General features: G+C 57.8%; 19 protein-coding genes and 1 pseudogene. 14 read left to right on the top strand and 6 right to left on the bottom strand.

Annotated features, from left to right (window positions below; translation table 11 throughout):
• The 12 genes from NP603_RS08905 to NP603_RS08850 all read left to right on the top strand — a co-directional run.
• A partial coding sequence (locus NP603_RS08905; protein WP_371928799.1) for a response regulator occupies positions 1–1144 on the top strand: 1144 nt, incomplete at its 5' end.
• 100 nt (positions 1145–1244) lie between these two features.
• On the top strand, positions 1245–2405 hold the full coding sequence (locus NP603_RS08900; RefSeq protein WP_256610511.1) for an MlaE family ABC transporter permease: 1161 nt from the start codon (positions 1245–1247) through the stop codon (positions 2403–2405).
• Between the two features lie 2 nt (positions 2406–2407).
• Positions 2408–3199 carry an ABC transporter ATP-binding protein gene (locus NP603_RS08895; protein WP_256610510.1) on the top strand — a complete coding sequence of 264 codons (792 nt, stop codon included), beginning with the start codon at positions 2408–2410 and terminating at the stop codon, positions 3197–3199.
• Complete coding sequence (locus NP603_RS08890; RefSeq protein WP_256610509.1) at positions 3196–4188, top strand: MlaD family protein; 993 nt, start codon at positions 3196–3198, stop codon at positions 4186–4188. Before NP603_RS08895 ends, NP603_RS08890 begins: the two co-directional genes overlap by 4 nt.
• A 15-nt stretch (positions 4189–4203) precedes the next feature.
• Positions 4204–4800 carry a PqiC family protein gene (locus NP603_RS08885; RefSeq protein WP_256610508.1) on the top strand — a complete coding sequence of 199 codons (597 nt, stop codon included), beginning with the start codon at positions 4204–4206 and terminating at the stop codon, positions 4798–4800.
• 447 nt (positions 4801–5247) lie between these two features.
• Positions 5248–6060: a formate/nitrite transporter family protein gene (locus NP603_RS08880; RefSeq protein WP_256610507.1), complete on the top strand. Its 813-nt coding sequence runs from the start codon at positions 5248–5250 to the stop codon at positions 6058–6060.
• 64 nt (positions 6061–6124) lie between these two features.
• Positions 6125–6568: a cyanase gene (gene cynS, locus NP603_RS08875; RefSeq protein WP_256610506.1), complete on the top strand. Its 444-nt coding sequence runs from the start codon at positions 6125–6127 to the stop codon at positions 6566–6568.
• 18 nt (positions 6569–6586) lie between these two features.
• Positions 6587–8386: a bifunctional protein-serine/threonine kinase/phosphatase gene (locus tag NP603_RS08870; RefSeq protein WP_256610505.1), complete on the top strand. Its 1800-nt coding sequence runs from the start codon at positions 6587–6589 to the stop codon at positions 8384–8386.
• Positions 8387–8414: 28 nt separating this feature from the next.
• Complete coding sequence (locus NP603_RS08865) at positions 8415–9890, top strand: NarK family nitrate/nitrite MFS transporter (protein ID WP_256610504.1); 1476 nt, start codon at positions 8415–8417, stop codon at positions 9888–9890.
• Positions 9891–9940: 50 nt separating this feature from the next.
• Positions 9941–10237: a hypothetical protein gene (locus NP603_RS08860; RefSeq protein ID WP_256610503.1), complete on the top strand. Its 297-nt coding sequence runs from the start codon at positions 9941–9943 to the stop codon at positions 10235–10237.
• 33 nt (positions 10238–10270) lie between these two features.
• Positions 10271–12001 (top strand): bifunctional protein-serine/threonine kinase/phosphatase, encoded by a 1731-nt coding sequence (locus NP603_RS08855; RefSeq protein ID WP_256610502.1) that lies wholly within the window; start codon positions 10271–10273, stop codon positions 11999–12001.
• 74 nt (positions 12002–12075) lie between these two features.
• The gene (locus NP603_RS08850; protein WP_256610501.1) at positions 12076–13869 is read left to right on the top strand and encodes an ABC transporter transmembrane domain-containing protein; all 1794 of its coding nucleotides are present in this window, start codon (positions 12076–12078) and stop codon (positions 13867–13869) included.
• Positions 13870–13894: 25 nt separating this feature from the next.
• Here NP603_RS08850 and NP603_RS08845 read toward each other — a convergent pair whose 3' ends face one another.
• Positions 13895–14188, bottom strand: coding sequence for a DUF6156 family protein (locus tag NP603_RS08845; RefSeq protein ID WP_256610500.1), 294 nt, complete (start codon positions 14186–14188; stop codon positions 13895–13897).
• 316 nt (positions 14189–14504) lie between these two features.
• Between NP603_RS08845 and NP603_RS08840 the strand changes: the two genes are divergently transcribed.
• Together NP603_RS08840 and NP603_RS08835 are read left to right on the top strand one after the other, a co-directional pair.
• Positions 14505–15863, top strand: a complete 1359-nt coding sequence (locus tag NP603_RS08840; protein ID WP_256610499.1) for a (Fe-S)-binding protein — start codon at positions 14505–14507, stop codon at positions 15861–15863.
• A 3-nt stretch (positions 15864–15866) separates the two neighbouring features.
• On the top strand, positions 15867–17573 hold the full coding sequence (locus NP603_RS08835) for an AAA family ATPase (RefSeq protein WP_256610498.1): 1707 nt from the start codon (positions 15867–15869) through the stop codon (positions 17571–17573).
• 187 nt (positions 17574–17760) lie between these two features.
• Here NP603_RS08835 and NP603_RS08830 read toward each other — a convergent pair whose 3' ends face one another.
• The 5 genes and pseudogenes from NP603_RS08830 to NP603_RS08805 all read right to left on the bottom strand — a co-directional run bounded on the left by NP603_RS08830 (position 17761) and on the right by NP603_RS08805 (position 22129).
• Positions 17761–18306 carry a flavodoxin gene (locus NP603_RS08830; protein ID WP_256610497.1) on the bottom strand — a complete coding sequence of 182 codons (546 nt, stop codon included), beginning with the start codon at positions 18304–18306 and terminating at the stop codon, positions 17761–17763.
• Positions 18307–18943: 637 nt separating this feature from the next.
• Positions 18944–19579, bottom strand: a pseudogene (locus NP603_RS22000) (transposase).
• Positions 19580–19637: 58 nt separating this feature from the next.
• Positions 19638–21401: an ATP-binding protein gene (locus NP603_RS08815; protein ID WP_256610494.1), complete on the bottom strand. Its 1764-nt coding sequence runs from the start codon at positions 21399–21401 to the stop codon at positions 19638–19640.
• A gap of 189 nt (positions 21402–21590) precedes the next feature.
• Entirely contained in the window at positions 21591–21887 is a 297-nt protein-coding gene (locus NP603_RS08810; protein WP_256610493.1) for a type II toxin-antitoxin system RelE/ParE family toxin, read from the bottom strand.
• Positions 21884–22129: a type II toxin-antitoxin system ParD family antitoxin gene (locus NP603_RS08805; protein ID WP_256610492.1), complete on the bottom strand. Its 246-nt coding sequence runs from the start codon at positions 22127–22129 to the stop codon at positions 21884–21886. Before NP603_RS08805 ends, NP603_RS08810 begins: the two co-directional genes overlap by 4 nt.
• Positions 22130–22207: the final 78 nt, after the last annotated feature.

The raw sequence follows: 22207 nt of genomic DNA, 5'->3' as shown, positions 1-22207 counted from the left end.
GGCCGTGCCGGTAAGCCGCTTGCCGGCACGGCCGCAGCAGTTTGCCGAAACGACGCAAAGTCGCCTTGCCCGCCCCGCGCAAATTGCTCCTTGGTCCAGCGGAAGCCTTTCCAGCGAGTATGCCATGCCACACAACCCGATACTGATCGTCGACGACGAACCCACCAATCTTGCCGTGCTGCGCTCGATTCTGGAGCCGGACCACCGCCTGGTATTTGCCACCAGCGGCGAACAGGCCTTGGTGGCGGTCGCCAAACATAAGCCCAGCCTGATTTTGCTGGATATCCAGATGCCCGGTTTGAACGGTTACCAGGTCTGCGAGATCCTGAAGGCCGATCCGGCCAGCGAAGCCATTCCGGTGATCTTCGTCACGTCCTTGTCCGACCGGGGCAACGAGGAAGCCGGTTTCGCAGCCGGTTGCGTCGATTACTTGAGCAAACCGGTGGTGCCGAGCCTGGTCAAGGCCCGGGTCAAGACCCATTTGTCGTTGGTGCGCTCGAGCCGGCTGGAACGCAGCTACCGCGACGCGATTTCGATGTTGGGCGAGGCCGGCCATTTCAACGATACCGACACCGGCGTGCACATCTGGCGCATGGCCGCGTACGCCAAGGCCTTGGCCCAGCGGGTCAGCTGGGATTGCGCCGACGCCGAATTGCTGGAATGCGCCGCGACGATGCACGACACCGGCAAGATCGGCGTTCCCGATGCAATACTGCGCAAACCAGGACCGTTGAGCGGCGAGGAGTGGGTGGTGATGCGCAGGCATTGCCGGATCGGCCACGACATCCTGTCGAAAAGCGATGCGCCGATATTCAAATTAGCTGCGGAGGTGGCGTTGTCGCACCACGAGCGCTGGGACGGCAAAGGCTATCCGCAGGGCATCGCCGCCGGAGCGATTCCGGAGGCGGCCAGGATCGTCATGGTAGCCGACGTGTTCGACGCGCTGACGATGCGCCGGCCCTACAAGGAGCCTTGGCCGGTCGAGCGCGCGTTCGAGACCATCGCGGCGGATAGCGGCAGCCATTTCGATCCTGACATTGCCCGGTGCTTCCTGGGCATGCAGGATAGTATTCTGCAAATCCGGGACGAATGGGCTTTGCGCGAACAAACCGCTGAGCCGGGTACGGCCGGTTTTTCCGCTTGAGCGCAGATCGAGCCGCACGCCGATTAGTTGGCGCGCGGCTCTTGCCTTGTCCGGGGCTTGTGCGCATACTTGTCGCCCGCACCATTCGGTAAGCCAAGGAATGATAGATAGCAATAACTCTTCCGCCTCCGCTAACGCCGCCGCCTCGATCAGCGCCAATCGCCGCCAGCAAGCGCTGGAAGTGTCCATTGCCGGCGACTGGGTACTGGAAGCGCCGGTGCCGCCGCTGGAGCCGGTACTGGCGCAGATCGACTCCGCTAGCCAACTGAAACGCCTGGAATTCTCGATGGCCGGCCTCGGTCGCTGGGACAGCATGCTGGTTACCGAGCTGGTCAAACTGCTCGATTGCGCCAATCGCTGCGGCATTGCGGTCGATAAAACCACATTGCCGTTGCCGATCCAGAACCTGCTGGCGTTGGCTGCCGCGGTGCCGGAGCGGATCGACGCCCATCGCCAGCAGCAATCGGTCTCGTGGCATGAGGCCATGCACGCCGCCTGGGTCGGCGCGCTGCGCGAAAGCCGGGCCATGCTGGTTTTCGTCGGCGAAATGGCGTTGAGCACGCTGGCGACCGTGCGCGGCCAGGCCCACTTCCGCCGCGAGGACTTGTGGTTGTACGTGCAGGAATGCGGGCCGTCGGCTTTGCCTATCGTCACGTTGATCAGTCTGCTGGTCGGGCTGATTCTGGCCTTCGTCGGCGCCGTGCAGCTTTCGTTGTTCGGCGCCCAAATCTATATCGCCAATCTGGTCAGCTTAGGCATGACTCGGGAAATGGGCGGCCTGATGACGGCGATCATCATGTCCGGTCGCACCGGCGCCGCCTATGCCGCTCAGCTCGGTACCATGCACGTCAATAGCGAGATCGACGCTCTGCGCACGATGAATTTGGACCCAATGGCGTTTCTGGTGTTGCCGCGGATGTTGGCGCTGATTCTGATCATGCCGCTGCTGTGCTTGTACGCCGATTTGATGGGGATCATCGGCGGCGGTCTGGTGACCGTCAATTTCTTCGACGTCTCATTGACCGAATATCTGGACCGCACCGCCAGCGCCGTAAAAATGAAGGACTTCACCATCGGCTTTGTCAAATGTGCGGTGTTCGGCATCCTGATCGCGCTGTCCGGCTGTATGCGCGGCATGCAGTGCGGCCGTAGCGCCTCGGCGGTCGGCGAGGCCGGCACCTCGGCCGTGGTTACCGCCATCGTTTTCATCGTCGTGGCCGATTCGGTGATGACGGTGATCTGCAACCGGCTCGGGATCTAGCGATGGCCGAAGCTTGCATCACAGTCAAAGACCTGACCATGACCTACGGCGATTTCGTGATTCAGCGCGACCTTAATTTCACGATCAACCGCGGCGACGTGTTCGTCGTGATGGGCGGCAACGGCTGCGGCAAGACTACGCTGTTGCGGCACATGATCGGCTTGAAGGCGCCGGCGCAAGGCGACGTATACTACGGTGACCAAGGCTTGTGGCAATCCGACCCGAAAACCCGCGAGCGGATTCTGTCCCGCACCGGGGTGTTGTTTCAAAGCGGCGCGCTGTTGAGCTCGATGACCTTGGCAGAGAATGTCGCCTTGCCGATCACCGAAGCCACCGAGCTGCCGGCGAAGAAAGTTAGGGAAATCGTATCCTACAAACTGGCCTTGGTCGGCTTGGCCGGCTTCGAGGATTATTACCCGTCGGAGTTGAGCGGCGGCATGCAAAAGCGCGCCGGTCTGGCGCGAGCCATGGCGATGGACCCGGAAATTCTGTTTTTCGACGAGCCATCGGCCGGGCTGGACCCGATCACCGCCAAGCTGCTGGACGATCTGATTTTAAGTTTGAGCAACGCGCTGTCGGCGACCATCGTCGTCGTCACCCACGATCTGGATAGCATTTTCGCCATCGGCAATAATTCGGTATTTCTGGACGCCGAGACCCACACCATGATTGCCGGCGGCCCGCCGCGCCAGCTCTTGGAACAATCCGCCGACCCGAGTATCGTCCGCTTCCTGACTCGCGGCGAGCAGGACGGCCGCCACGGCGCCAAACACTTGATAGGGAGCGATAGGTGAGCAAACAAGCCAATCCTTTGGCAATCGGCATATTTCTGGTCGGCGCTTTGACGCTGCTGGTCGTAGCCCTGATGGTGTTCGGCGGCGGCCAGTTTTTCAAGGAAAAGAACCGCTTCGTGATTTATTTCGATTCGGCGCTGAACGGCTTGAACGTCGGTGCGCCGGTCAAGTTGCAGGGGGTGCAGATCGGCAACGTCAGCGAAATCTCGCTGGTGATGGACGAAGCCACCGGCCGGGTGTTCAAGCCGGTCGTGATCGAAATCGACCCGGCCCTGTTGCGCGACGTCTCCGGCCAGCAGAGCGGCGCGCACACCGAGAAACAGCACCGCATGGCCGCGCAAAAACTGATCGACCTGGGCTTGAAGGGCCGTTTGGAAACTCAAAGCCTGCTGACCGGCTTGCTGTACGTGGATCTGAATTTCCATGCCGACAAGCCGATGAATCTGGTCAAGCTGGATTACAAGAATCTGCCGGAACTGCCCAGCGTGCCGACCACGGTCGACGAAATCCGCAATACCGCCGACGAAATCATCAACCGCGCCAAACAGTTGCCGTTGGAAGACACCTTGAAAAACCTGTCGGAAACCTTGATCGAGATACGGGCGCTGTTGCAGTCGGACGATACCCGCAAATCGATGGCGGCCTTGTCTAGGTCGTTGCAGGAAACCCAGAAACTGATGGCGACATTGAATAGCCAAAGCGGGCCGTTGCTGACCAATGCCAATGGTGCGCTGAGCGATACCCGCACCACGTTGCAGGAATTGAACAAGCAATTGCTGCCGGTTCTGAAAGCCGTCGAAACCAGCCTGAACACCGCTACCCGGCTGATGCAATCCTCGCAGGGGACGTTGGCTGCGGTCGAGGCGATGGCGGCGCCGGACGCGCCGTTGAGCCAGGCGATGCAGGAAATGCGCAACGCCGCCCGCGCCTTGAAAGACCTCGGCGAATCGTTGGAGCGGCAGCCGAACGCAATCATTTACGGCAAATAGACGGAGGCACAGGCGATGATCGGCAGGCGATGGATTTACCCGGCGTTGGTGGCCGCGGCAGTGGCGGGACTGGCCGCTTGCGGCAGCGCGCCGCTGCAGTTTTACATGCTGACGGCCGACAGCGGCGCGTCGAGCGAATCCGGTCCGGCGCTGGTACCGGGAACGGTGATCGGCCTGGGGCCGATCCGTTTGCCGGCCTATCTGGACCGGCCGCAGTTAGTCACGGCGTTGAGCGATCACCAGTACCGGCTGGACGAACATAACCGCTGGGCGGAACGGCTGGACGAAAATATCGCCCGGACCTTGAGCCAGACTCTGGCCGCCCGGCTCGGCGTCGAGCAAGTGGTGCGCTACCCGTGGCCGGCGCGGCAGCGGCCGGATTTCCAACTTGGCTTCGACATCCTGGAGTTGCACCAGACCGCTGCCGGGCGCAGCGTATTGGCAGCGCAATGGCAATTGAAGCAAGGCGACCGGAGTCTGGCCGGCAAGCGCTTCGAATGCAGCGAAGCGGCGGCAGACAATGCCGAGGCTATCGTCGCAGCGCAGAGCGCCTGTTTGAGCCGTTTCGCCGCCGAGCTGGCTGCTGCGGTGCGCGCAGCGGCAGGGCGTTAAAGTTAAGCGCGCTAGGATTAGCTACTCCCTTCCTCAAAAATGGGCAGGTTATTAGACTTGCTCTTGCCGGTAGACTCCTGTTCTGGTGCGCTTTTGCTCTAATTTGGTGCGGATTCGCGATACCGACTACGGCTTTGGCCCGCCGCACCGCCAGTGAATTGGCGGTATTCCGTGGTTGGCATTATTTCTGCTTCCATATTGCGCGGTGCACAGCAGCACCGATTCCCCCTTCAACAATGGCGTTGAAAAGCGGCTCGCGAATTGCGGGCGGCGCTTGGTATTCGCCCATTGTTGCCCACCTTGAAGTCTCAGGTCCTGCAATCGGCGAATAACGGCGCCAGTTGTCGGGGACGGAGGCTTGCGCGATCGGGCTCCATAAAATCCATCCGGGCGTTGGCGCTGTTGCGCCTGGGTTTTTGCATACCTAATCCAATTCAAAGGTGAATTATGTCTTATCTGATTCCAGCGGAATTTGTCACGAAAATGGTCGATGCCGGCGAATCCAAAGTCTTCATGTCGACCCGGGACACTTTGATCCGGGCTTACATGGCCGGAGCCATTCTGGCTTTGGCCGCGGTATTCGCGGTGTCGATTACCGTGCAGACCGGTTCGCCGATCTTTGGCGCGATTCTGTTTCCGGTGGGTTTCTGCATGCTGTACTTATTGGGTTTCGATTTGTTGACCGGCGTATTCGTGCTGTCGCCGCTGGCCTGGCTGGACAAACGCCCCGGCGTCACGACCGGCGGTATTTTGCGCAACTGGGGCTTGGTCTTCGTCGGCAACTTTCTGGGCGCGCTGACCGTCGCGGTGATGATGTCCATCGTCTTTACCTATGGCTTTTCGGTGCCGCCGGATGCGGTCGGCCAAAAGCTGGCCGGCATCGGCGAAGCCCGCACCCTGGGTTACGCCAAGTACGGCCTGGCCGGCTGGATGACCATTTTCATCCGCGGCATGCTCTGCAACTGGATGGTGTCGACCGGTGTGGTCGGGGCGATGATTTCAACCTCGGTCAGCGGTAAGGTGATCGCGATGTGGATGCCGATCATGCTGTTCTTCGGTATGACCTTCGAGCATTCGGTCGTCAACATGTTTCTGTTTCCGTCCGGTCTGATCATGGGCGGCAATTTCTCGATTATGGACTATTTCATCTGGAACGAAATTCCGACCGTGCTGGGTAACCTGGTCGGCGGTCTGGCATTCACCGGCCTGACCTTGTATTCCACCCACGTCAGAACCGCGCCGAAACGCGGCGCTAACTAAGCAGGATCCGGCTCGCGTGCGGCGGGCCATTCATGTCGTATTCATTAGTCAAGGAGAACGCAATATGAACCGTAACGAAGTCACCGAACTGGTCGTCGCCCAAAAACTGCGCAAACAACTGACCTGGCCGCAACTGGCCGAGGCCATCGGCATGAGCAAGGAATGGACCACGGCCGCGCTGTTGGGGCAGATGACCCTGAACGCCGCCCAGGCCTCTACCATCGGCGAGCTACTGGACCTGCCGGCCGAGGCGGTCGAACAACTGCAAGTGGTGCCGTACAAAGGCTCGCTGCCGAGCGCGGTACCGACCGACCCGTTGATCTACCGCTTTTACGAACTGGTCAACGTCTACGGCACGACATTCAAGGCCTTGATCCACGAAGAGTTCGGCGACGGCATCATGAGCGCGATCGACTTCAGCATGGATTTGCAGCGCGAGCCGGATCCGAAAGGCGACCGGGTCAGGATCGTGATGAGCGGCAAGTTCCTGCCCTACAAGAGCTACTGATCCGGAGCCGGAGCGCACATGTCCGGACGACTGGCCGTCAGCGTCGGCCAATATTCCGACCGCGGCCGCAAGCCGTCGAACCAGGATTACCATGGCGTGTACATTGCCAAAGAGCCGCAATTGAGCGCAAAAGGCCTCGCAGTCGCCGTGGCCGACGGCATCAGCAGCAGCGACGTCAGCCATGTCGCCAGCCAGGCCGCGGTAACCGGTTTTTTGTTGGATTATTACTGTACTTCCGAGGCCTGGTCGGTAAAAAAATCGGTGCAGAAAGTATTGTTTGCGACCAATTCCTGGCTGTATGCGCAAACCCGCTCCAGCCGCTATTGTTACGACAAGGACCGCGGCTACGTCTGCACCTTCAGTGCGCTGGTGGTCAAATCCGCTACCGCCTATCTGTTCCACGTCGGCGATAGCCGGATTTACCGCTGGCGCGGCGGCGATTGGGAGCAATTGACCAACGACCACCGGCTGTGGGTGTCGCCGGAAACCAGTTATCTGAGCCGGGCCTTGGGCATGGACAGCCATCTGGAACTGGATTACCGGGCCGAGCCGGTCGAATGCGGCGACCTGTTCGTGCTGGCCACCGACGGCGTCTACGAATTCGTCGAACCGAGCGCGATGGCACAGGCCGTCGCCGCGGCCGGCCACGATCTGGACGCCGCGGCCAAAGCCATGGCCGACGCCGCGCTCGCCGCCGGCAGCGGCGACAACCTGACCGTGCAACTGGTGCGCATCGAACAACTGCCGCAAGCGGATGCCGAGGAATTGCTGGCGGCGTTGGCCGAGTTGCCGTTTCCGCCGCCGTTGCGGGAGCGGATGGAATTCGACGGCTACACGGTGCTGCGCGAGCTGCACGTCAGCAGCCGCAGCCATGTCCATCTGGCGATCGATAACCAGAGCCGGTCACCGGTCGTGATCAAATCGCCGTCGATCGATTTGCGCGGCGATCCGGCGTATCTGGAGCGGTTTCTGATGGAAGACTGGATTGCGCGCCGGATCGACAGCCCTTATGTGCTAAAACCGTGTCCGCCGACCCGCAAACGCAACTTTCTTTACGTCGCGACCGAATTCGTCGACGGCCGCACCTTGGCGCAGTGGATGCTGGACCATCCGCAACCGGCGTTGGAAGCGGTGCGCGCCATCGTCGAACAGATCGCCAAGGGCTTGCGCGCGTTTCACCGCCTGGAAATGCTGCACCAGGACCTGCGGCCGCAAAATGTCATGATCGACCATGCCGGCGGCGTGAAAATCATCGATTTCGGTTCGGTGCGGGTGGCCGGCGTCGCCGAAATCCTGCCGGAGCAGGGCGGGCTCGGCATTCTCGGCACGGCGCAATATACGGCACCGGAATATTTTCTGGGCGAACCGGGCACGCCGCGCTCGGATTTGTATTCGTTGGCCGCGATCGCTTACCAGATGTTGAGCGGCCGTTTGCCTTACGGCGCTGAAGTCGCCAAGTGCCGCAGCCGGCAGGCGCAATACAGGTTGCGCTACGAGGAACTGCATTACGCCCAACCGCAGATTCCGCTCTGGGTCGACGACGCGCTGCGCAAGGCGTTGCATCCCGACCCGAACCAACGCTACGCCGATATTGCCGAATTCGTCCACGACCTGCGCCAACCCAACCCAGGCTATCTGCGCAAAGCCCGGCCGGCCTTGATCGAACGCAATCCGCTGGCCTTCTGGAAGGCGCTGGCGCTGCTGTTGGCGCTGCTGGTGTTCGGTTTATCGCTGGCTTTGCACAAGGCCACGCACCGGCGCGCCGGACAGGACCCGGCGGCGGCTTCGCGCCCGGTCGCGCCGGCCGCCGGGCCATAGTTTCATTCACTCCGTTCTTGGATTTTTTATGTCTTCAAGCAAACTCGAACTTTTCAGTTTTACCGGCAAAATGAAAATTTTGCACATGAGCTGGCTGGCGTTTTTCATCAGTTTCGTGGTCTGGTTCAACCACGCGCCGCTGATGTTGGCGATAGCCGAAACGCTGAAACTCAGCCCGGCCGAGGCCAAGACCATTCTGATTCTGAACGTGGCGTTGACGATACCGGCGCGGATTGCGATCGGCATTTTGGTGGACAAGTTCGGGCCGAAGCGGACTTATTCGACCTTGCTCGCCGTCGGCAGCATCCCCTGTTTCATGTTCGCCGCGGCCGACAATTTCGAGCAACTGGCGCTGGCCCGGTTTCTGATGGGCTTCGTCGGCGCCGGTTTCGTGATCGGCATCCGCATGGTCGGCGAATGGTTTCCGGCCCGGCAGCTCGGCATCGCCGAAGGCATTTACGGCGGCTGGGGCAACTTCGGTTCGGCGGCGGCCGCGATCGTATTGCCGTCGCTGGCGCTGGCCTTCGGCGGCGATAACGGTTGGCGTTACGCGATCGCGGTAACCGGGGTGCTGGCCTTGTTGTATTCGGTTGTGTATTTCTTCAGCGTCAGCGATACGCCCAAAGGCTCGACCTATTTCAAGCCGAAGAAGGCCGGGGCGATGGAAGTGACCAGCTACGCCGACTTGGCGCTGTACATCCTGATGACGGTGCCGCTCTATGCGGCGTTGACCCTGCTGGCCTGGAAACTGTCGCCGACCGGCATGAAGTTGCTGTCGGAGCCGGCAACCATCGCCGCTTACGTTGTGATTTGGGCGCTGTTTGCCTACAACGTCTACAAAATCGTGCATATCAACGCCGAACACCTGGCCCAACCCATCGAAGCGATACACCGCTACCCGTTCAAGCAGGTGGCGATTCTGGATTTGGCTTATCTGGTGACTTTCGGTTCGGAGTTGGCGGTAGTGTCGATGTTGCCGATGTTTTTCCACGATACCTTCAAACACACCGGAATCAGCACGGTGCAGGCCGGCCTGCTGGCCTCCAGCTTCGCGTTCATGAACCTGGTGGCGCGTCCCGGCGGCGGCTGGCTCAGCGATAAATACGGCCGCAAATTGTCTTTGAGTATCTGCGTAATCGGCTGCGCAGTCGGTTATGCGGCGATGTCGCAAATCGACTCGAGTTGGCCGATCGCATTGGCCTTCGCCGCCACCTTTTTATGCTCGTTTTTCGTCCAGGCCGGCTGCGGCGCGGTTTACGCGATGGTGCCGCTGATCAAACGCCGTATGACCGGCCAGATCGCCGGCATGGTCGGCGCTTACGGCAACGTCGGCGGCGTGACCTTTTTGACCGTGCTGTCGTTCGTGACGCCGGAGACCTTCTTTCTGACCATTGCCGCCACGGCGGCGGTAGTGGCGGTAAGCGTTCAATTCATCGCCGAGCCGGCCGGCCACATGGCGGAAGTCATGGAAGACGGCAGCGTGGCGATGATAGAACTGAACTGAACGGCCGGCAGTATCCGGCCATTTCGCGATTATCGATTGGAGTACCCGACATGATTGAAACTGTATTGGCTACCGTGACGCTGGGAATGGTATTTTGCTGGCGTACCGCCTGCCGCCAGGCGGCTGAAACCGCGCCGGCCGGCGCAGCGTCCGCTGCGGCGAAAGTCCGCCAACTGCCGGAAGACGCAGTATTGCGCCGGCATTTTCTGGCGCAAATCCATAGCGAGATCGAAGCCGGCCTGGCGCCGTGCCCGTCCGATTCGGTATTGCGCCGCCACCACCAAGCCCTGGTCAGCGCCAAACTGCAACAGGTTCTGGCCGAGTTCGGCCGCAGGCCGGCTTGTTGACGAGCCTTATCCGCACCAGGTTAACCAGACTGTATGGCTAAAACCCTAGCGGTGCGCATCGGCGCCGCCAGCGACAAGGGCGTCAAAACCGACAACGAGGATTTCTGGGGCGCCTTGGTGCCGGCCGAACCGCAGTTGACCTTAAAAGGCATTGCCGTCGCGATTGCCGACGGCATGAGCGGCAGCGAGGCCGGCAAGGAAGCCAGCCATTGTTGTATTACCGCGTTCCTGGAGGATTATTACAGCACGCCGGATTCCTGGTCGGTGACCAAGGCCGGCCAAAAAATCCTGTCGGCCACCAATTCCTGGCTGCACAGCCAGGGCCGGATGCGTTACGCCTCGGTCAAAGGCATGGTCAGTACCTTGAGCGTATTGGTGCTGAAATCCAATACCGCGCATATTTTCCACGTCGGCGATTCGCGGATTTATTTGTGCCGCCAGGGCCAGCTCGAGCAACTGACCCGCGACCACCGGCTGTGGGTCAGCGACGACAAGAGCTATCTGAACCGGGCGATGGGCATCGAGCCGCATTTGGAGATCGATTACAAATCGCTGACCTTGGAGAAAGGCGACCGTTTCCTGCTCAGCACCGACGGCCTGCACGACTTCGTCGGCGAAGCGTATATCCGGGCCCAATTGGCCGAGGCGGGCGCTCCGGACCTGATCGCCAAAGAGCTGGTGCAAGTGGCGCTGGCCAACGGCAGCGACGACAACGTCACCTGCCAGATCGTCGAGATCGATAGCCTGCCGTTACTGCGCGAAGACGAGGTGCTGCGCCACAACGGCCATTTGCCGTTTCCGCCGCCGTTGCAGCCGGGCATGGTGCTGGACGGTTACCGGATCGAAGCCGAACTGCACGCCAGCAAGCGTACCCAGATTTACCGCGCCTACGATACCGTACAGCAGCGGAGGGTGATTTTGAAGACGCCGTCGGTGTTGTACGACGACGACACCCATTACATCGAGCATTTTCTGCATGAGGAATGGGCCGGCAAACGGATTCAGCACGCCAACGTGTTGCAAGTGCTGGAAACCGACCGCGCCAAATCCTGTTTGTATTACGTCACCGAATATATCGACGGCCGCACGCTGCGAGAGTGGATGGCCGCCAATCCGAAGCCGGAAGTGCGCCAGGTCAGGGCGCTGGTCGAACAAATCGCCAAAGGCCTGCGCGCGTTTCACCGCATGGAAATGCTGCACCAGGATTTGAAGCCGGAAAACGTCATGATCGCCGGCGACGGCCGCGTCAAAATCATCGATTTCGGTTCGGTCAAAATCGCCGGGATTGCCGAAATCACGCCGCTGGAAACCGCCAGCGACGAGAATGTCCTCGGCACGCTGAATTACACGGCGCCGGAATACCACCTCGGCCAGCGCGGCACGGTCAAGTCCGATCTGTTTTCGCTGGGCGTGATTTGCTACGAAATGCTGAACGGCGAGTTGCCGTTCGGCCCGCTGCCGGAAAAGCCGAACCCGACCAATCTGCAGCGGCTGGTTTACATCCCCAGTATCAGGCGCAATGACATGGTGCCGGTCTGGATCGACGGCGCGTTGCGCAAGGCCACCAGTATTTCGCCGCGCAGCCGCTACGACGAGCTGTCCGAATTCCTGCACGACCTGGCCACGCCGAATCCCCAATTCCTGAAAACCGAAGACAAAATCCCGCTGGCCGAGCGCAATCCGTTGCTGTTCTGGAAAAGCGCAGCCTTGTTTTTCTTTGCCTGTAGCTTTGTGCTGGCCTTGCTGTTGTTGAGACGGCATTAGTTCGAGCCGGTTCCGGCGAGTGTCCGCTCCTGTGCTATAACAAGCGGCCCTATTACTGCCGCACGGTCCGTTGAATGAGCTCATCCGCCAACCACGCTCCCGCCCGTTTCTCGACTTTCTCCGGACTTTGGCCCTTCATCCGTCCCTACCGCGGCAAGGTGGTGCTGGCCTTTATCCTGCTGTGCCTCGGTTCGGCGACTTTGTTGTTGGTGCCGTTGGCGTTTCGCGATCTGATCGATTTCGGCTTCGGCGGCAAGCAGGCGCCGGCCAGCGGCGGCTGGTCCGATGCGCTGAGCCTGAACGGCCGCTTCCTGGCCTTGTTCGGTTTGGCCAGCCTGTGGGCGGTGACGATCGCCGCCCGCTATTACACGGTGTCCTGGGTCGGCGAGCGGGTCACGGCCGATTTGCGCTGCGCGGTCTACCGCAAAGTGCTGGCGCAATCGCCGCAATTTTTCGAGACTTTGCAAACCGGCGAAGTGTTGTCGCGGCTGACCGGCGATACCACATTGATTCAAACCGTGGTCGGCAGTTCGGTATCGATGGGTCTGCGCAGCCTGTTCCAATTTATCGGCGGCATGGCGATGCTGGCGGTGACCAGTTTCCATCTGTTCTCGTTGATTTTGGGTTTGATTGCGCTGCTGATGCTGCCGCTGATGGCGATGGGCCGCTATGTGAAGAGATTGTCCCGCGAGTCGCAGGATAAAATCGCCGACGCCTCGGCGCTGGCCGGCGAAATTTTGAACGCGGTGCCGACGGTGCAGGCTTATAGCCAGGAAGCCCGCGAAGACCAACGTTACGCCGGTCGCGCCGAGTCGAATTTTGCTACGGCGATACGCCGCAGCCGGTTCCGAGCCTTGCTGACCGCTTTTGTGATCATGGCCGTGATGGGATCGATCATTTTCGTGTTGTGGGTCGGTGCCAATCAAGTCAAGGCCGGCGAGCTGAGCGGCGGCCAACTGGCCTCGTTCGTGCTCTACGCCACGCTGGTGTCCGGCGGCGTCAGCACCATCGCCGAAGTCTGGGGCGATTTGATGCGCGCCAGCGGCGCTTCGGGCCGGCTGCTGGAGCTGTTACATAGCGAAGCCGCCATCGTTGGCGGCGACGAAACGTTCGCGGCGGCCGATCGGCTGCGCATCGGCGTGCAATTCCGCCACGTGGAGTTCCGCTATCCTTCGCGTCCCGACCATTCGGCGCTGGCCGGCATCGATCTGGAGATCGGCGCCGGCGAGAGCGTGGCCTTGATTGGCCCGTCCGGTGCCGGCAAAACCACGTTGTTTCAATTATTGCCGCGTTTCTACGATGCCACGCAGGGTTCGATTTTATTGAACGGCATCGATATTCGCCGCTTGCGGCTCGACGAACTGCGCCGGCAAATTGCGGTCGTGCCGCAGGAAGCGGTGATCTTTTCCGCCAGTGCGCTGGAAAACATTCGCTATGGCCGGCCCGATGCCACCGACGCCGAGGTTATCGCGGCCGCCGGTGCGGCCCACGCCGACGAATTCATCCGGCGTTTGCCGGAAGCTTACCAAACCTTCCTGGGCGAGCGCGGCACCCGGCTGTCCGGCGGCCAACGCCAACGCATCGCCATCGCCCGTGCGATCTTGAAAAATGCGCCGCTGTTGTTACTCGACGAAGCCACCAGCGCACTGGACGCCGAATCGGAAATCCTGGTCCAGCAAGGCCTGGCCGCCGCGATGCGAGGCCGGACTACGTTGATCATCGCCCACCGGTTGGCGACGGTAAAAAACGTCGACCGCATCGTCGTCCTGGACCAAGGCCGCATCGTCGAAACCGGCGCGCCGGACGATCTACGCCAACAGAGCGGTCTTTACGCCAGACTGGCCAGCTTGCAATTCGAGCTGAACTGACGGCGCCGGGAATCGAGATTCATATCTAGGTGCCGTTTTCGTCGAACCTGAGCACGTCGATCTCGCCGTCGGCATCGGTGATTTCGGCATCGGCCAAAACGCCGTTCGGGTGGTAGCGGTAACGGTGGCGCAATTCGATATCGCCGTAGACCAGTTTTTCCAGCAGCAGCAGGCGTTCGTTGCCGTCGAAAAAGCCGCGAAAGTAAGTGTTGCGATTTTCCAGATGGCTTTCGTCGGGCAGTTCGTTGACCAGCTTCAACGGCAATTTGACGCCGCTGTAACTGATGAAATAGCGGCAGGCGCAGTTTTCCAATTCCACGGTGGCTTTCCTCGTTATTTTTTGAAAGCCTAATTTCCGCAAATATTGTGCCGGAATTTCCGTCGTAGAAGGCCGCGGTTTACCGGCGATTAAACCTGTTATTGCTGTGGGAAAGCGTGCGCCAAAGCCGGGCTTTGTCGGGTTTACGACATGGCTTATCGGCTAACCCGGAACCGTTGCCAAGCAAAGATGGCGGCTTCACCGCAGGCGCTGGCGGAGATTTCGCTGGCGACGCCGCATTCACCGGCGCGCTTCAGCCTAACAGGGCTGCTGGCGCCGATTTTGCTTGGCGTAGGTTTTAGATCGCATAACGCCTATGAAGCTGTTCCTCGATTGGTCGTCCTACCGCAACGCCGGCATGGGCGACGCCTACGCCGACATTCCGAAGCACGGCGCCGATTTCGCCAAGGCCGTGGCGGTGTGCATCGGCAGCAAGCAATGCCAGCAACAGGCCGACAAGGGCGTGATGTGCCCGAGTTTTCGGGTCAGCGCCAATCCGGATTTGTCGCCGGGCGGCCGCGTCAAGTTATTGAAAGCCGCGCTGAACGCCGATAATCCTGAGGCCTTGTTCGATCCGGCCTTGGTTGCCGCGATGGACTTGTGCGTGGCTTGCAAGGGCTGTAAGCGCGAATGCGAAAACGAAGTGGACATGGCGGCGATCAAGGCCGAATTCCTGGCCCAACATGCCGCCCGCAGCGGCCTGCCGTTGCGCCGCAAATTGTGGGGGCATTTGCCGCGCCTGCTCAAATACCCGCTGCTGCGCCGTTTGATCGCTTGGCGCAACCGCTCGCCGCTACTGGCCAAATTGGCCGAAACCGCATTAGGCATTAGCGCCAAGGCCGAATTGCCGCTGCCGGCCGAGCAGCCATTCTATGTGCCGCAACAAACCAGCCTGGCTCTGCACCCGGAATTGAGCGACCGGCAAGTGGTATTGCTGGTCGACACTTTCAATTACTACTTCAATCCGGCCTCGGCCGAGGCAGCGAAAAAGCTGTTAAGCGCGGCTGGTTACCACGTCCACGTCGCGACGCCGTCAGCCGACGATAAAGACCAGCGGCCGCTGTGTTGCGGCCGCACCTATTTTTCCAACGGTATGCTCGAACAAGCTCGCTTTGAGGCCAGGCGCATGTTGGCCGCGTTGCGTGAGCATATAGACGCCGGCCGCAGCATCGTCGGTCTCGAGCCGTCCTGCATCCTCAGTCTGCGCGACGAATATCTGAAACTGGATTTGGGCGAATCGGCGCGGAAATTGGCGGAAAAAGTCGTATTGCTGGAAGAATTCATCGTCCGTGAGCAAAGCGCCAAGCGCTGGACTTTGGCCTTTCAAGCCATTCCGCACCCATCCCGCGTGTTGCTGCACGGCCATTGCCACCAAAAAGCGGTCGGCTCGATCAAATCGGTCCGCAAAATCCTGAAGCAAATCCCCGAGTTGTCGTTCGAATTGATCGAATCATCCTGCTGCGGCATGGCCGGTAACTTCGGCGTCGAAGCCGAGCATTACGCCGACGCCCAGGCAATGGCCGAACTGGCCTTGTTCCCGGCACTGCGCGCCGAGCCGGACGCGCTGCTGGTCGGCAGCGGTTTTTCCTGCCGCGAACAAATCGTCGGCGGCGGTTTCAGCAAGCCGCTGCATTTATCCGAATTACTTTGTCTTGCCTTACCGTCACAGGAGTGATGCATGAAATTATCCATCGAAAAACCGCACTTGCAGCAACTGTTGGCTGCTCACCCGCGTTTGAACGGACTGAGCGAGCAACTGCGCTTCGGCAGCAAGGCACAGGTGTTTTACGACCAACTCAGCAGCGCCGAGATGGCAACCTTGGCCGGCATTTACGCCCAGCAAGGCGAGAGCCTGCAACAACAAGCCGCACTGCTGACCGCCTTGCAGCAAGCCTTGAGCGACGACCAGCGCCGCTACGGCCCGGACGATCTGGAAAAACTGCTGCCCGACATCGCCAGCTACTTGCTGGACGGCGCGATTCGCGGCTGGTTGTTTCATGTCGAGCATGGCGGTAGAACGCTAGCCTATTTGATCACCCGGGTCGATTACACGCCGCCCGGCGAGGAAGAAGCCGGCCGCATCCTGATCGAGTTAAAAGCCAACAGCAAGGGCAAGATCGCCATCGAAACCCTGATCATCCGCGGCAAGGACCTGGACCATAAAACCATCCCGGAAATCTTCGCCGGCAAGGGCTATTTAAAGGAAACCGCCGATTTGATCGCCAGCTACGACGAAGCCGCCGGCCGTTATTTCGACTGGCGCGGCCGTTACGGCGAGCAATTCTCCGGCTGGGGCACCGGCATCTACGCCGAAGATCCGACTGCCAGCCACCGCAGCAACGACTGGACCCGCAAGAATACCGTGGTGCTGTCGTCCGGCGGCGGCGCCTGTCGCTTGGTTAACGACGAAAACATCCTCAGCGACCGGGCGCTGACTTTGGAGGCCTCCGGCGACATTTTCGGCACCTATCTGCGCAAGGCCGGCAAAAGCATGCGCTACGACAGCAAAACCGAGAGCCAGATGGAAAAAGCCAAGGCCGAGGTCGGCAAGGGCTTGTTCACCGAATTGCCGGTACACGGCTACATCCTGCTGTTTCATCTGGAATTGCACCACCACGTTTGGGTCCACGTCGACGACATACAGCCCTACGTCTACCAGCCGGAACTGAAGCAAAAGCTGATTCTGCCGCCGGAACAGACCGACCTGATCGACATCCTCACCGCCGAAATGGACATGCTGATGGACGACATTGTCGAAGGCAAATCCGGCGGCACCACGGTGCTATGCGCCGGACCGGCCGGCGTCGGCAAGACGCTGACCGCGGAGGTCTATTCGGAGATCATCAAGCGGCCGCTGTACCGGGTGCATTCCGGCCAGCTCGGTTTGAACGTCGCCGAAATGGAGAAAACCTTGAAGGAAACCCTGATCCGCGCCCAGCGCTGGGGTGCGGTGATGCTGATCGACGAGGCCGACGTCTACATCAAGAAACGCGCCGACAATCTGGCCTCCAACGCCGTGGTCGGCGTGTTCCTGCGGGTGCTGGAATACTTCAACGGCTTGCTGTTCCTGACCACCAACCGGGTGGACGACATCGACGAAGCCATAATTTCCCGCTGCATCGCGATGATCCGCTACCACTCGCCCAACAGCGCCGACCGCCGCAAAATCTGGAAGGTGATGACCGAACAGTTCGCGCTGCCGGTCGCGGACGAATTGATCGAACAACTGGTGGACCTGTTCCCCGGCGCCTCCGGCCGCGACATCAAGGGCCTGACCAAACTGGTCGCCAAGTTCTGCCTGCAAAAACAACTGGCGCCGACACTGGACGTGTTTATCCGTTGTTCGGTGTTTAGGGGTTTGGAGTTGGTGGATCAGGCGGCTTAATTACGGTTTAGCTTACTCGCCAGCGTTGATAGAGCGTCGTGTCTTTTCGCAGCGGCGCGCGGCGCACCGGTGGCGTTCGACATCCGGCTGGCTGCCAGCCCGCTGCTTGAAGCCTCATTGAGTGCGCCCTTGGGCAGGTTCAGAGCCCAAGGGCATAAAAGCGAAAGGCTATTCAATAGAAGAATTACTAATTCAGCTTCTCCAGCAGCGCCGGTTTGATTTGATCCAGCCAATCCAGAATCCGCGATTTCGTCATCTCGGGTTGATTGTGGTGATCTAGCACCAAGCCGACAAATTTGCCGTCCACCACCGAGTTGGAATGGGTAAAGTGATAGCCGGCCGTGCTCCAGGCGCCGACCACCTCGGCGCCGTAGCCGGCCACGTAGTGGTACAAATGAATTAGGGAACCGGCGAAGCGGTCGTAGTATTTTTGCTGATTGCCCAAGCCAAACAAGGCGATACGTTTGCCGGACAGATCGGCTTCGTCCAGCCGGAACAAAAACTCCTCCCAGTTGCCTTCTTCGCTACCGGTGGTGCGACCGGGGATTTCGCCGACCCCGTAGCTGGGCATCCCCAAAATCAAGGCTTTATAGCTTAACAGCTTGGCGACCGACGCCCGATTCACATTGATCGGTTCGCTGGCGATATCGTCGCCCAGCACGCGATACATGACTTGAGCCATCATTTCGGTCATGCCTTGTTCGGTTCCGTAGAAAATGCCAATTTTGTTCATGGTTTAACCTCGGATTACGGTGTCCATTTAACGAAGCAAAATGTAAACCACTCGTAGGCTTGTAACGGCAGCAACGCGAGCCGGCCGCGGGAAGTCTTTCCGGATACCGGCAAGCGTTGAAATTCGGCTGGCTTTGTCAATGCCGATTCGCTGCCGGCTTCAAAAAGCAGCCGAATGATCTGGGCCTTGCGGGCTTGCGCTTGGTGATTTTGCCGACAATCCGGCCGACAGGCGGATGAGTTTGCGACAAAGGGCTTGGTCCAGCGTTAAGCGTTTGAGTGGGGGTGGCGCATAAACGCTTGCCCTGATCCTTTCGCCCCCAGTTTGGGAATAGGCCAACCGGGGCGACCAGATCGACGACGTCATTAAATCGCGACGATTCGCTACCACACGCGGCACGGCACCGCTCGTCGCAAAATCTGGAAAGTGATGACCGAACAATTCGCACTGCCGGTGGCGGACGAATTGATCGAGCAACTGGTGAATGTGTTTATCCACTGCTCAGTGTTTAGAGCACTGGAGTTGGTGGATCAGGCGGCGTGAAACGCTAAAGCGAGTCGATCCCGATCCGGACCCTTTAGTTCCCAAACTCCAGCTTGGTAACCCACCGCCAGGAAGCTCCAGCTTCCCGACCCAATCACCAGTCCCGAACCACCTCTATCAAACCTTCCAACCCAGCATAATTTCGCGCGCTGGAATAGCGCCAATGCTCCGGCAAATCCACATAACCCCGCTCAACCGGATTGCGGTGAATGTAATCCAGCTTCTGCCGCATCACCGCCTCGCTTGCGATCAACTGCGGATGACTACCTTCCTCCCAGACCTGATACTCGCTCTCGATCTTATGCGGCCGCTTCAGCAACGCCAATAACTCCAACACCCGCCTCGAGCTGCTTTGCTGCAGATAGGCAATGATTTGCTTGGCGGTATAAGCCTTAAAACGCCGTATGTCCTTGCTCAAATCCGGCGACGCGGCAATCAGGTGCAAGTGGTTTTCCAGGATTACGTAACCGTCGTACAACGGAAAGCAGGCCAATTTTGTAGGATGGGTGGAGCGCTAGCGAAACCCATCAATCGGGTTGGGTCTTGTTGCTTTAATTTTGATGGGTTTCGGCGTTGCCTCTACCCATCCTACGAGCTGCAAAAACCGCCAGGAATCCAGCACGATATTCACTGTTGCCGGCCGGGTAAACAGCGGCAGCCAATGGTTGATCGTCGCGGTCAGAAAATGCGGGCTGGAGTTTTGTAGGACTCGGTAGCGGCTGCGGGTCATGGGTTGGGGAAGGTGGAACGGAAGCTGGATTTTGGGGGCCAAAAACCAGAAAATCTATTTACGCATGCATATCGCCACCAAGCTGGGTTAACAGCCAATTAAGCTGATTTCGTGAATTAGAAATTACTTCATCGAAAATCATTATATTAGTATTTGGTTCCTTAATATGAAGTGGAGGCAAGTCTTTTCCGCGTTTGCCGCCAATTAAAAGCACATTGATGTCCGATTTGGTATATTGCACAAAATCATTCCTATATGCTGTAGCTTGTTGATAGTCTTTATGAGTAAGTGAATGGCTTGGGCGCTTGAATTCGATAAGCAAGTACTCGTTGGCAAAGTTTACGTTCAGCATTAAATCAGGACGTTTATTTTTACGCTTCCCTGTATAGGTTTTCCCTAGATAATCTTCAATTTGACGCTTTAGTGTTTTATTGCTGCTAAACATGGTGTATTCAACACCGAATATCCATAAGCTTTTTTCTAAAGTTTTATGAATTAGTTTTTCATCAGTGTTTACATCTTGGCATAGTTGTTCAAAACGATTCAAAAATTCTAATCGGCTTTTAGCTTGTTCCCCAATTAGAGCTATTTCGGCTAATCCGAATTCCGTTAAAACCTCTGCAAGTTTGGCAATGTCGGAATGTTCGGCTTCATGGATATAATCAAGTACGGTGCGATAATCGGTTCGCTCCAAAGCGTCAAGTATTACACAGACAATTGGCTCCATCTTTGATTCTGGTTCGCCGTAATATTTGCCCAAAATTGCTTTAATAGCTTTGTCCGCGTATTGGCGCTTGTATTCAGGAAGTGATGATAACCGGTCATTAATGCGTTTTTGTAACCGTGCTTGGGCTAAATTGATATCTCGCCCATATTCTTCTTTAACTTTTTCTCTGATGATGGGTTCGACATAGCGTCGAACTTCGTCATATAGCTCACTATTTTCGACTATTGCTCCCCAGTCGGCTGTTACATGATTAAACAATCCATCGACTTCGATTTCGCCGTATATTTTATCAAGCAGCTTTGACGGGAAATCTTCAGCGGTATCAAGGCCAAAAAATTCAGGTTTTCCAACCACTTTTCCAGCAACCCTGATACAAATACCCGGTTGTTTAAGTTTACCTTTTTGATTGGAAACAGTGAGTTCTAGCTTGATATTTCCTGAATTTGGCAGGGTTGCCATGTGCTTTGTATAAGTGCCACTAATATCATCTACACCGAGCGATTTTTTATTTACGATTATTTCGAAATCTGACTCGCGACCATAATCTTGCAACAAAATCTGCCGAAACTTATCGGGATTGGGAAACGCCATAGATTGATGTAAATCGCTTAATGATATTCGCGTTCCGTGTAAGTTTGCATCGCAATTTTCCATATCGAGATTAATCGGAAGCTTTTCAATGTCTTCAGAAGCCTCTAAATCCAAGGTAGTTAAAGTGAAAGAATACTTTTTACCTCTAGTCCAAGTTTCCAGCATCATTGTTTTTGCCGCCATTAAACCTGCGAATTTTCCAATGCCTTTTTTGCCTTTTACTTTTCTGTGTTTTAGAGATGTGTAATCGCCACGTCGTCTTCTTCTATCACTTGCGATAAATAAATATTCCCGAAGTAATTCTTCTTCGGTCATTCCCGATCCGTTATCCTCAATAATCACAGGGTTGTCAGTCAGTGGCTCTGGAAAGGTAACTGAAACCAGTTCAGCATCGGCGTCCCAAGCGTTATCAATTAACTCTTTTATGGCTCTTTCAGAAGACCTATAGTTTTCGGAAAGTAACTTGGCCAATCGTGTATCAACCTGAAAGGCGACTTTTCTCATTCTATGACCTCTTGGACTTAACGTTTAGACATTTACTGGTTCCCAAGCTCCAGCTTGGGAACGCTATCTCGGAAGCTCTAGCTTCCTATTTACAAACAGGCTGGAAGGAGGAGCTGCCAAGGCCGGGGTTCCCAAGCCAGAGCTTGGGAACCAGATACCAGATAGAATCCTCGAATGCCATTATTCACTTCACCCAACATGATTAATCACATCCATGCTTTGGTGGGGCACGCCGATGATTTCTATGCCGGTATCGGTAGCGATATAAAAAATTAAATGTCGGCCTTCGGGAAAGCAAAAATAACCGGGTTTTATATCGTCGCGGGCCTTGCCCAGCTTGGGGTGTTCCGCAAGCCAGGCGAAACGGTCGAAAAGAGCGCGTAAGTAGTGGTCGGCTTGTTCGGCACCCCATTGCTGAAAGCTATAGAGCCAAATTCGTTCCAGGTCTTCTGCCGCCAGTTGCCTGATGCGATAGCTTGGCTTCATTGGCTGTGTTTTGTTCGCATCGAAACCAGAAACTGCTCTTCGTCGAAATTCTCCTGCAACGGGCTGTCTTCGCCGGCTTGCAGTTTGGCTCTTAATGCCTGTAGCTTAAGATCCTCTTCTTCCAGCTTGCGCAAACCCGCGCGGACGGCCTCGCTAACCGATAAGAAACGACCTTGCTGTATTTTTTCCTGCACAAAATTATCGAAGTGGTCACCCAAGGTGACGGAAGTGTTTCTGGCCATGATTTCGCTCCCGATAAGGTGTATTAGATATTAATATAGGTAGCGGCTTACGCCAAACGCAAGCTTCTTCTAGTTCCC

The organism is Methylomonas aurea, assembly GCF_024505045.1.
GTDB lineage: Bacteria > Pseudomonadota > Gammaproteobacteria > Methylococcales > Methylomonadaceae > Methylomonas > Methylomonas aurea.
This window is presented reverse-complemented; position numbering and strand designations above follow the sequence as displayed.

What these genes read in the sequence shown, in the direction of transcription:
- NP603_RS08805 (WP_256610492.1), bottom strand. Translation starts at nt 22,129, where the DNA reads ATGGCCAGAAACACTTCCGTCACCTTGGGTGACCACTTCGATAATTTT.
- NP603_RS08870 (WP_256610505.1), top strand. Translation starts at nt 6,587, where the DNA reads ATGTCCGGACGACTGGCCGTCAGCGTCGGCCAATATTCCGACCGCGGC.
- NP603_RS08815 (WP_256610494.1), bottom strand. Translation starts at nt 21,401, where the DNA reads ATGAGAAAAGTCGCCTTTCAGGTTGATACACGATTGGCCAAGTTACTT.
- NP603_RS08860 (WP_256610503.1), top strand. Translation starts at nt 9,941, where the DNA reads ATGATTGAAACTGTATTGGCTACCGTGACGCTGGGAATGGTATTTTGC.
- NP603_RS08840 (WP_256610499.1), top strand. Translation starts at nt 14,505, where the DNA reads ATGAAGCTGTTCCTCGATTGGTCGTCCTACCGCAACGCCGGCATGGGC.
- NP603_RS08835 (WP_256610498.1), top strand. Translation starts at nt 15,867, where the DNA reads ATGAAATTATCCATCGAAAAACCGCACTTGCAGCAACTGTTGGCTGCT.
- NP603_RS08885 (WP_256610508.1), top strand. Translation starts at nt 4,204, where the DNA reads ATGATCGGCAGGCGATGGATTTACCCGGCGTTGGTGGCCGCGGCAGTG.
- NP603_RS08865 (WP_256610504.1), top strand. Translation starts at nt 8,415, where the DNA reads ATGTCTTCAAGCAAACTCGAACTTTTCAGTTTTACCGGCAAAATGAAA.
- NP603_RS08850 (WP_256610501.1), top strand. Translation starts at nt 12,076, where the DNA reads ATGAGCTCATCCGCCAACCACGCTCCCGCCCGTTTCTCGACTTTCTCC.
- NP603_RS08830 (WP_256610497.1), bottom strand. Translation starts at nt 18,306, where the DNA reads ATGAACAAAATTGGCATTTTCTACGGAACCGAACAAGGCATGACCGAA.
- NP603_RS08810 (WP_256610493.1), bottom strand. Translation starts at nt 21,887, where the DNA reads ATGAAGCCAAGCTATCGCATCAGGCAACTGGCGGCAGAAGACCTGGAA.
- NP603_RS08900 (WP_256610511.1), top strand. Translation starts at nt 1,245, where the DNA reads ATGATAGATAGCAATAACTCTTCCGCCTCCGCTAACGCCGCCGCCTCG.
- NP603_RS08895 (WP_256610510.1), top strand. Translation starts at nt 2,408, where the DNA reads ATGGCCGAAGCTTGCATCACAGTCAAAGACCTGACCATGACCTACGGC.
- NP603_RS08880 (WP_256610507.1), top strand. Translation starts at nt 5,248, where the DNA reads ATGTCTTATCTGATTCCAGCGGAATTTGTCACGAAAATGGTCGATGCC.
- NP603_RS08855 (WP_256610502.1), top strand. Translation starts at nt 10,271, where the DNA reads ATGGCTAAAACCCTAGCGGTGCGCATCGGCGCCGCCAGCGACAAGGGC.
- cynS (WP_256610506.1), top strand. Translation starts at nt 6,125, where the DNA reads ATGAACCGTAACGAAGTCACCGAACTGGTCGTCGCCCAAAAACTGCGC.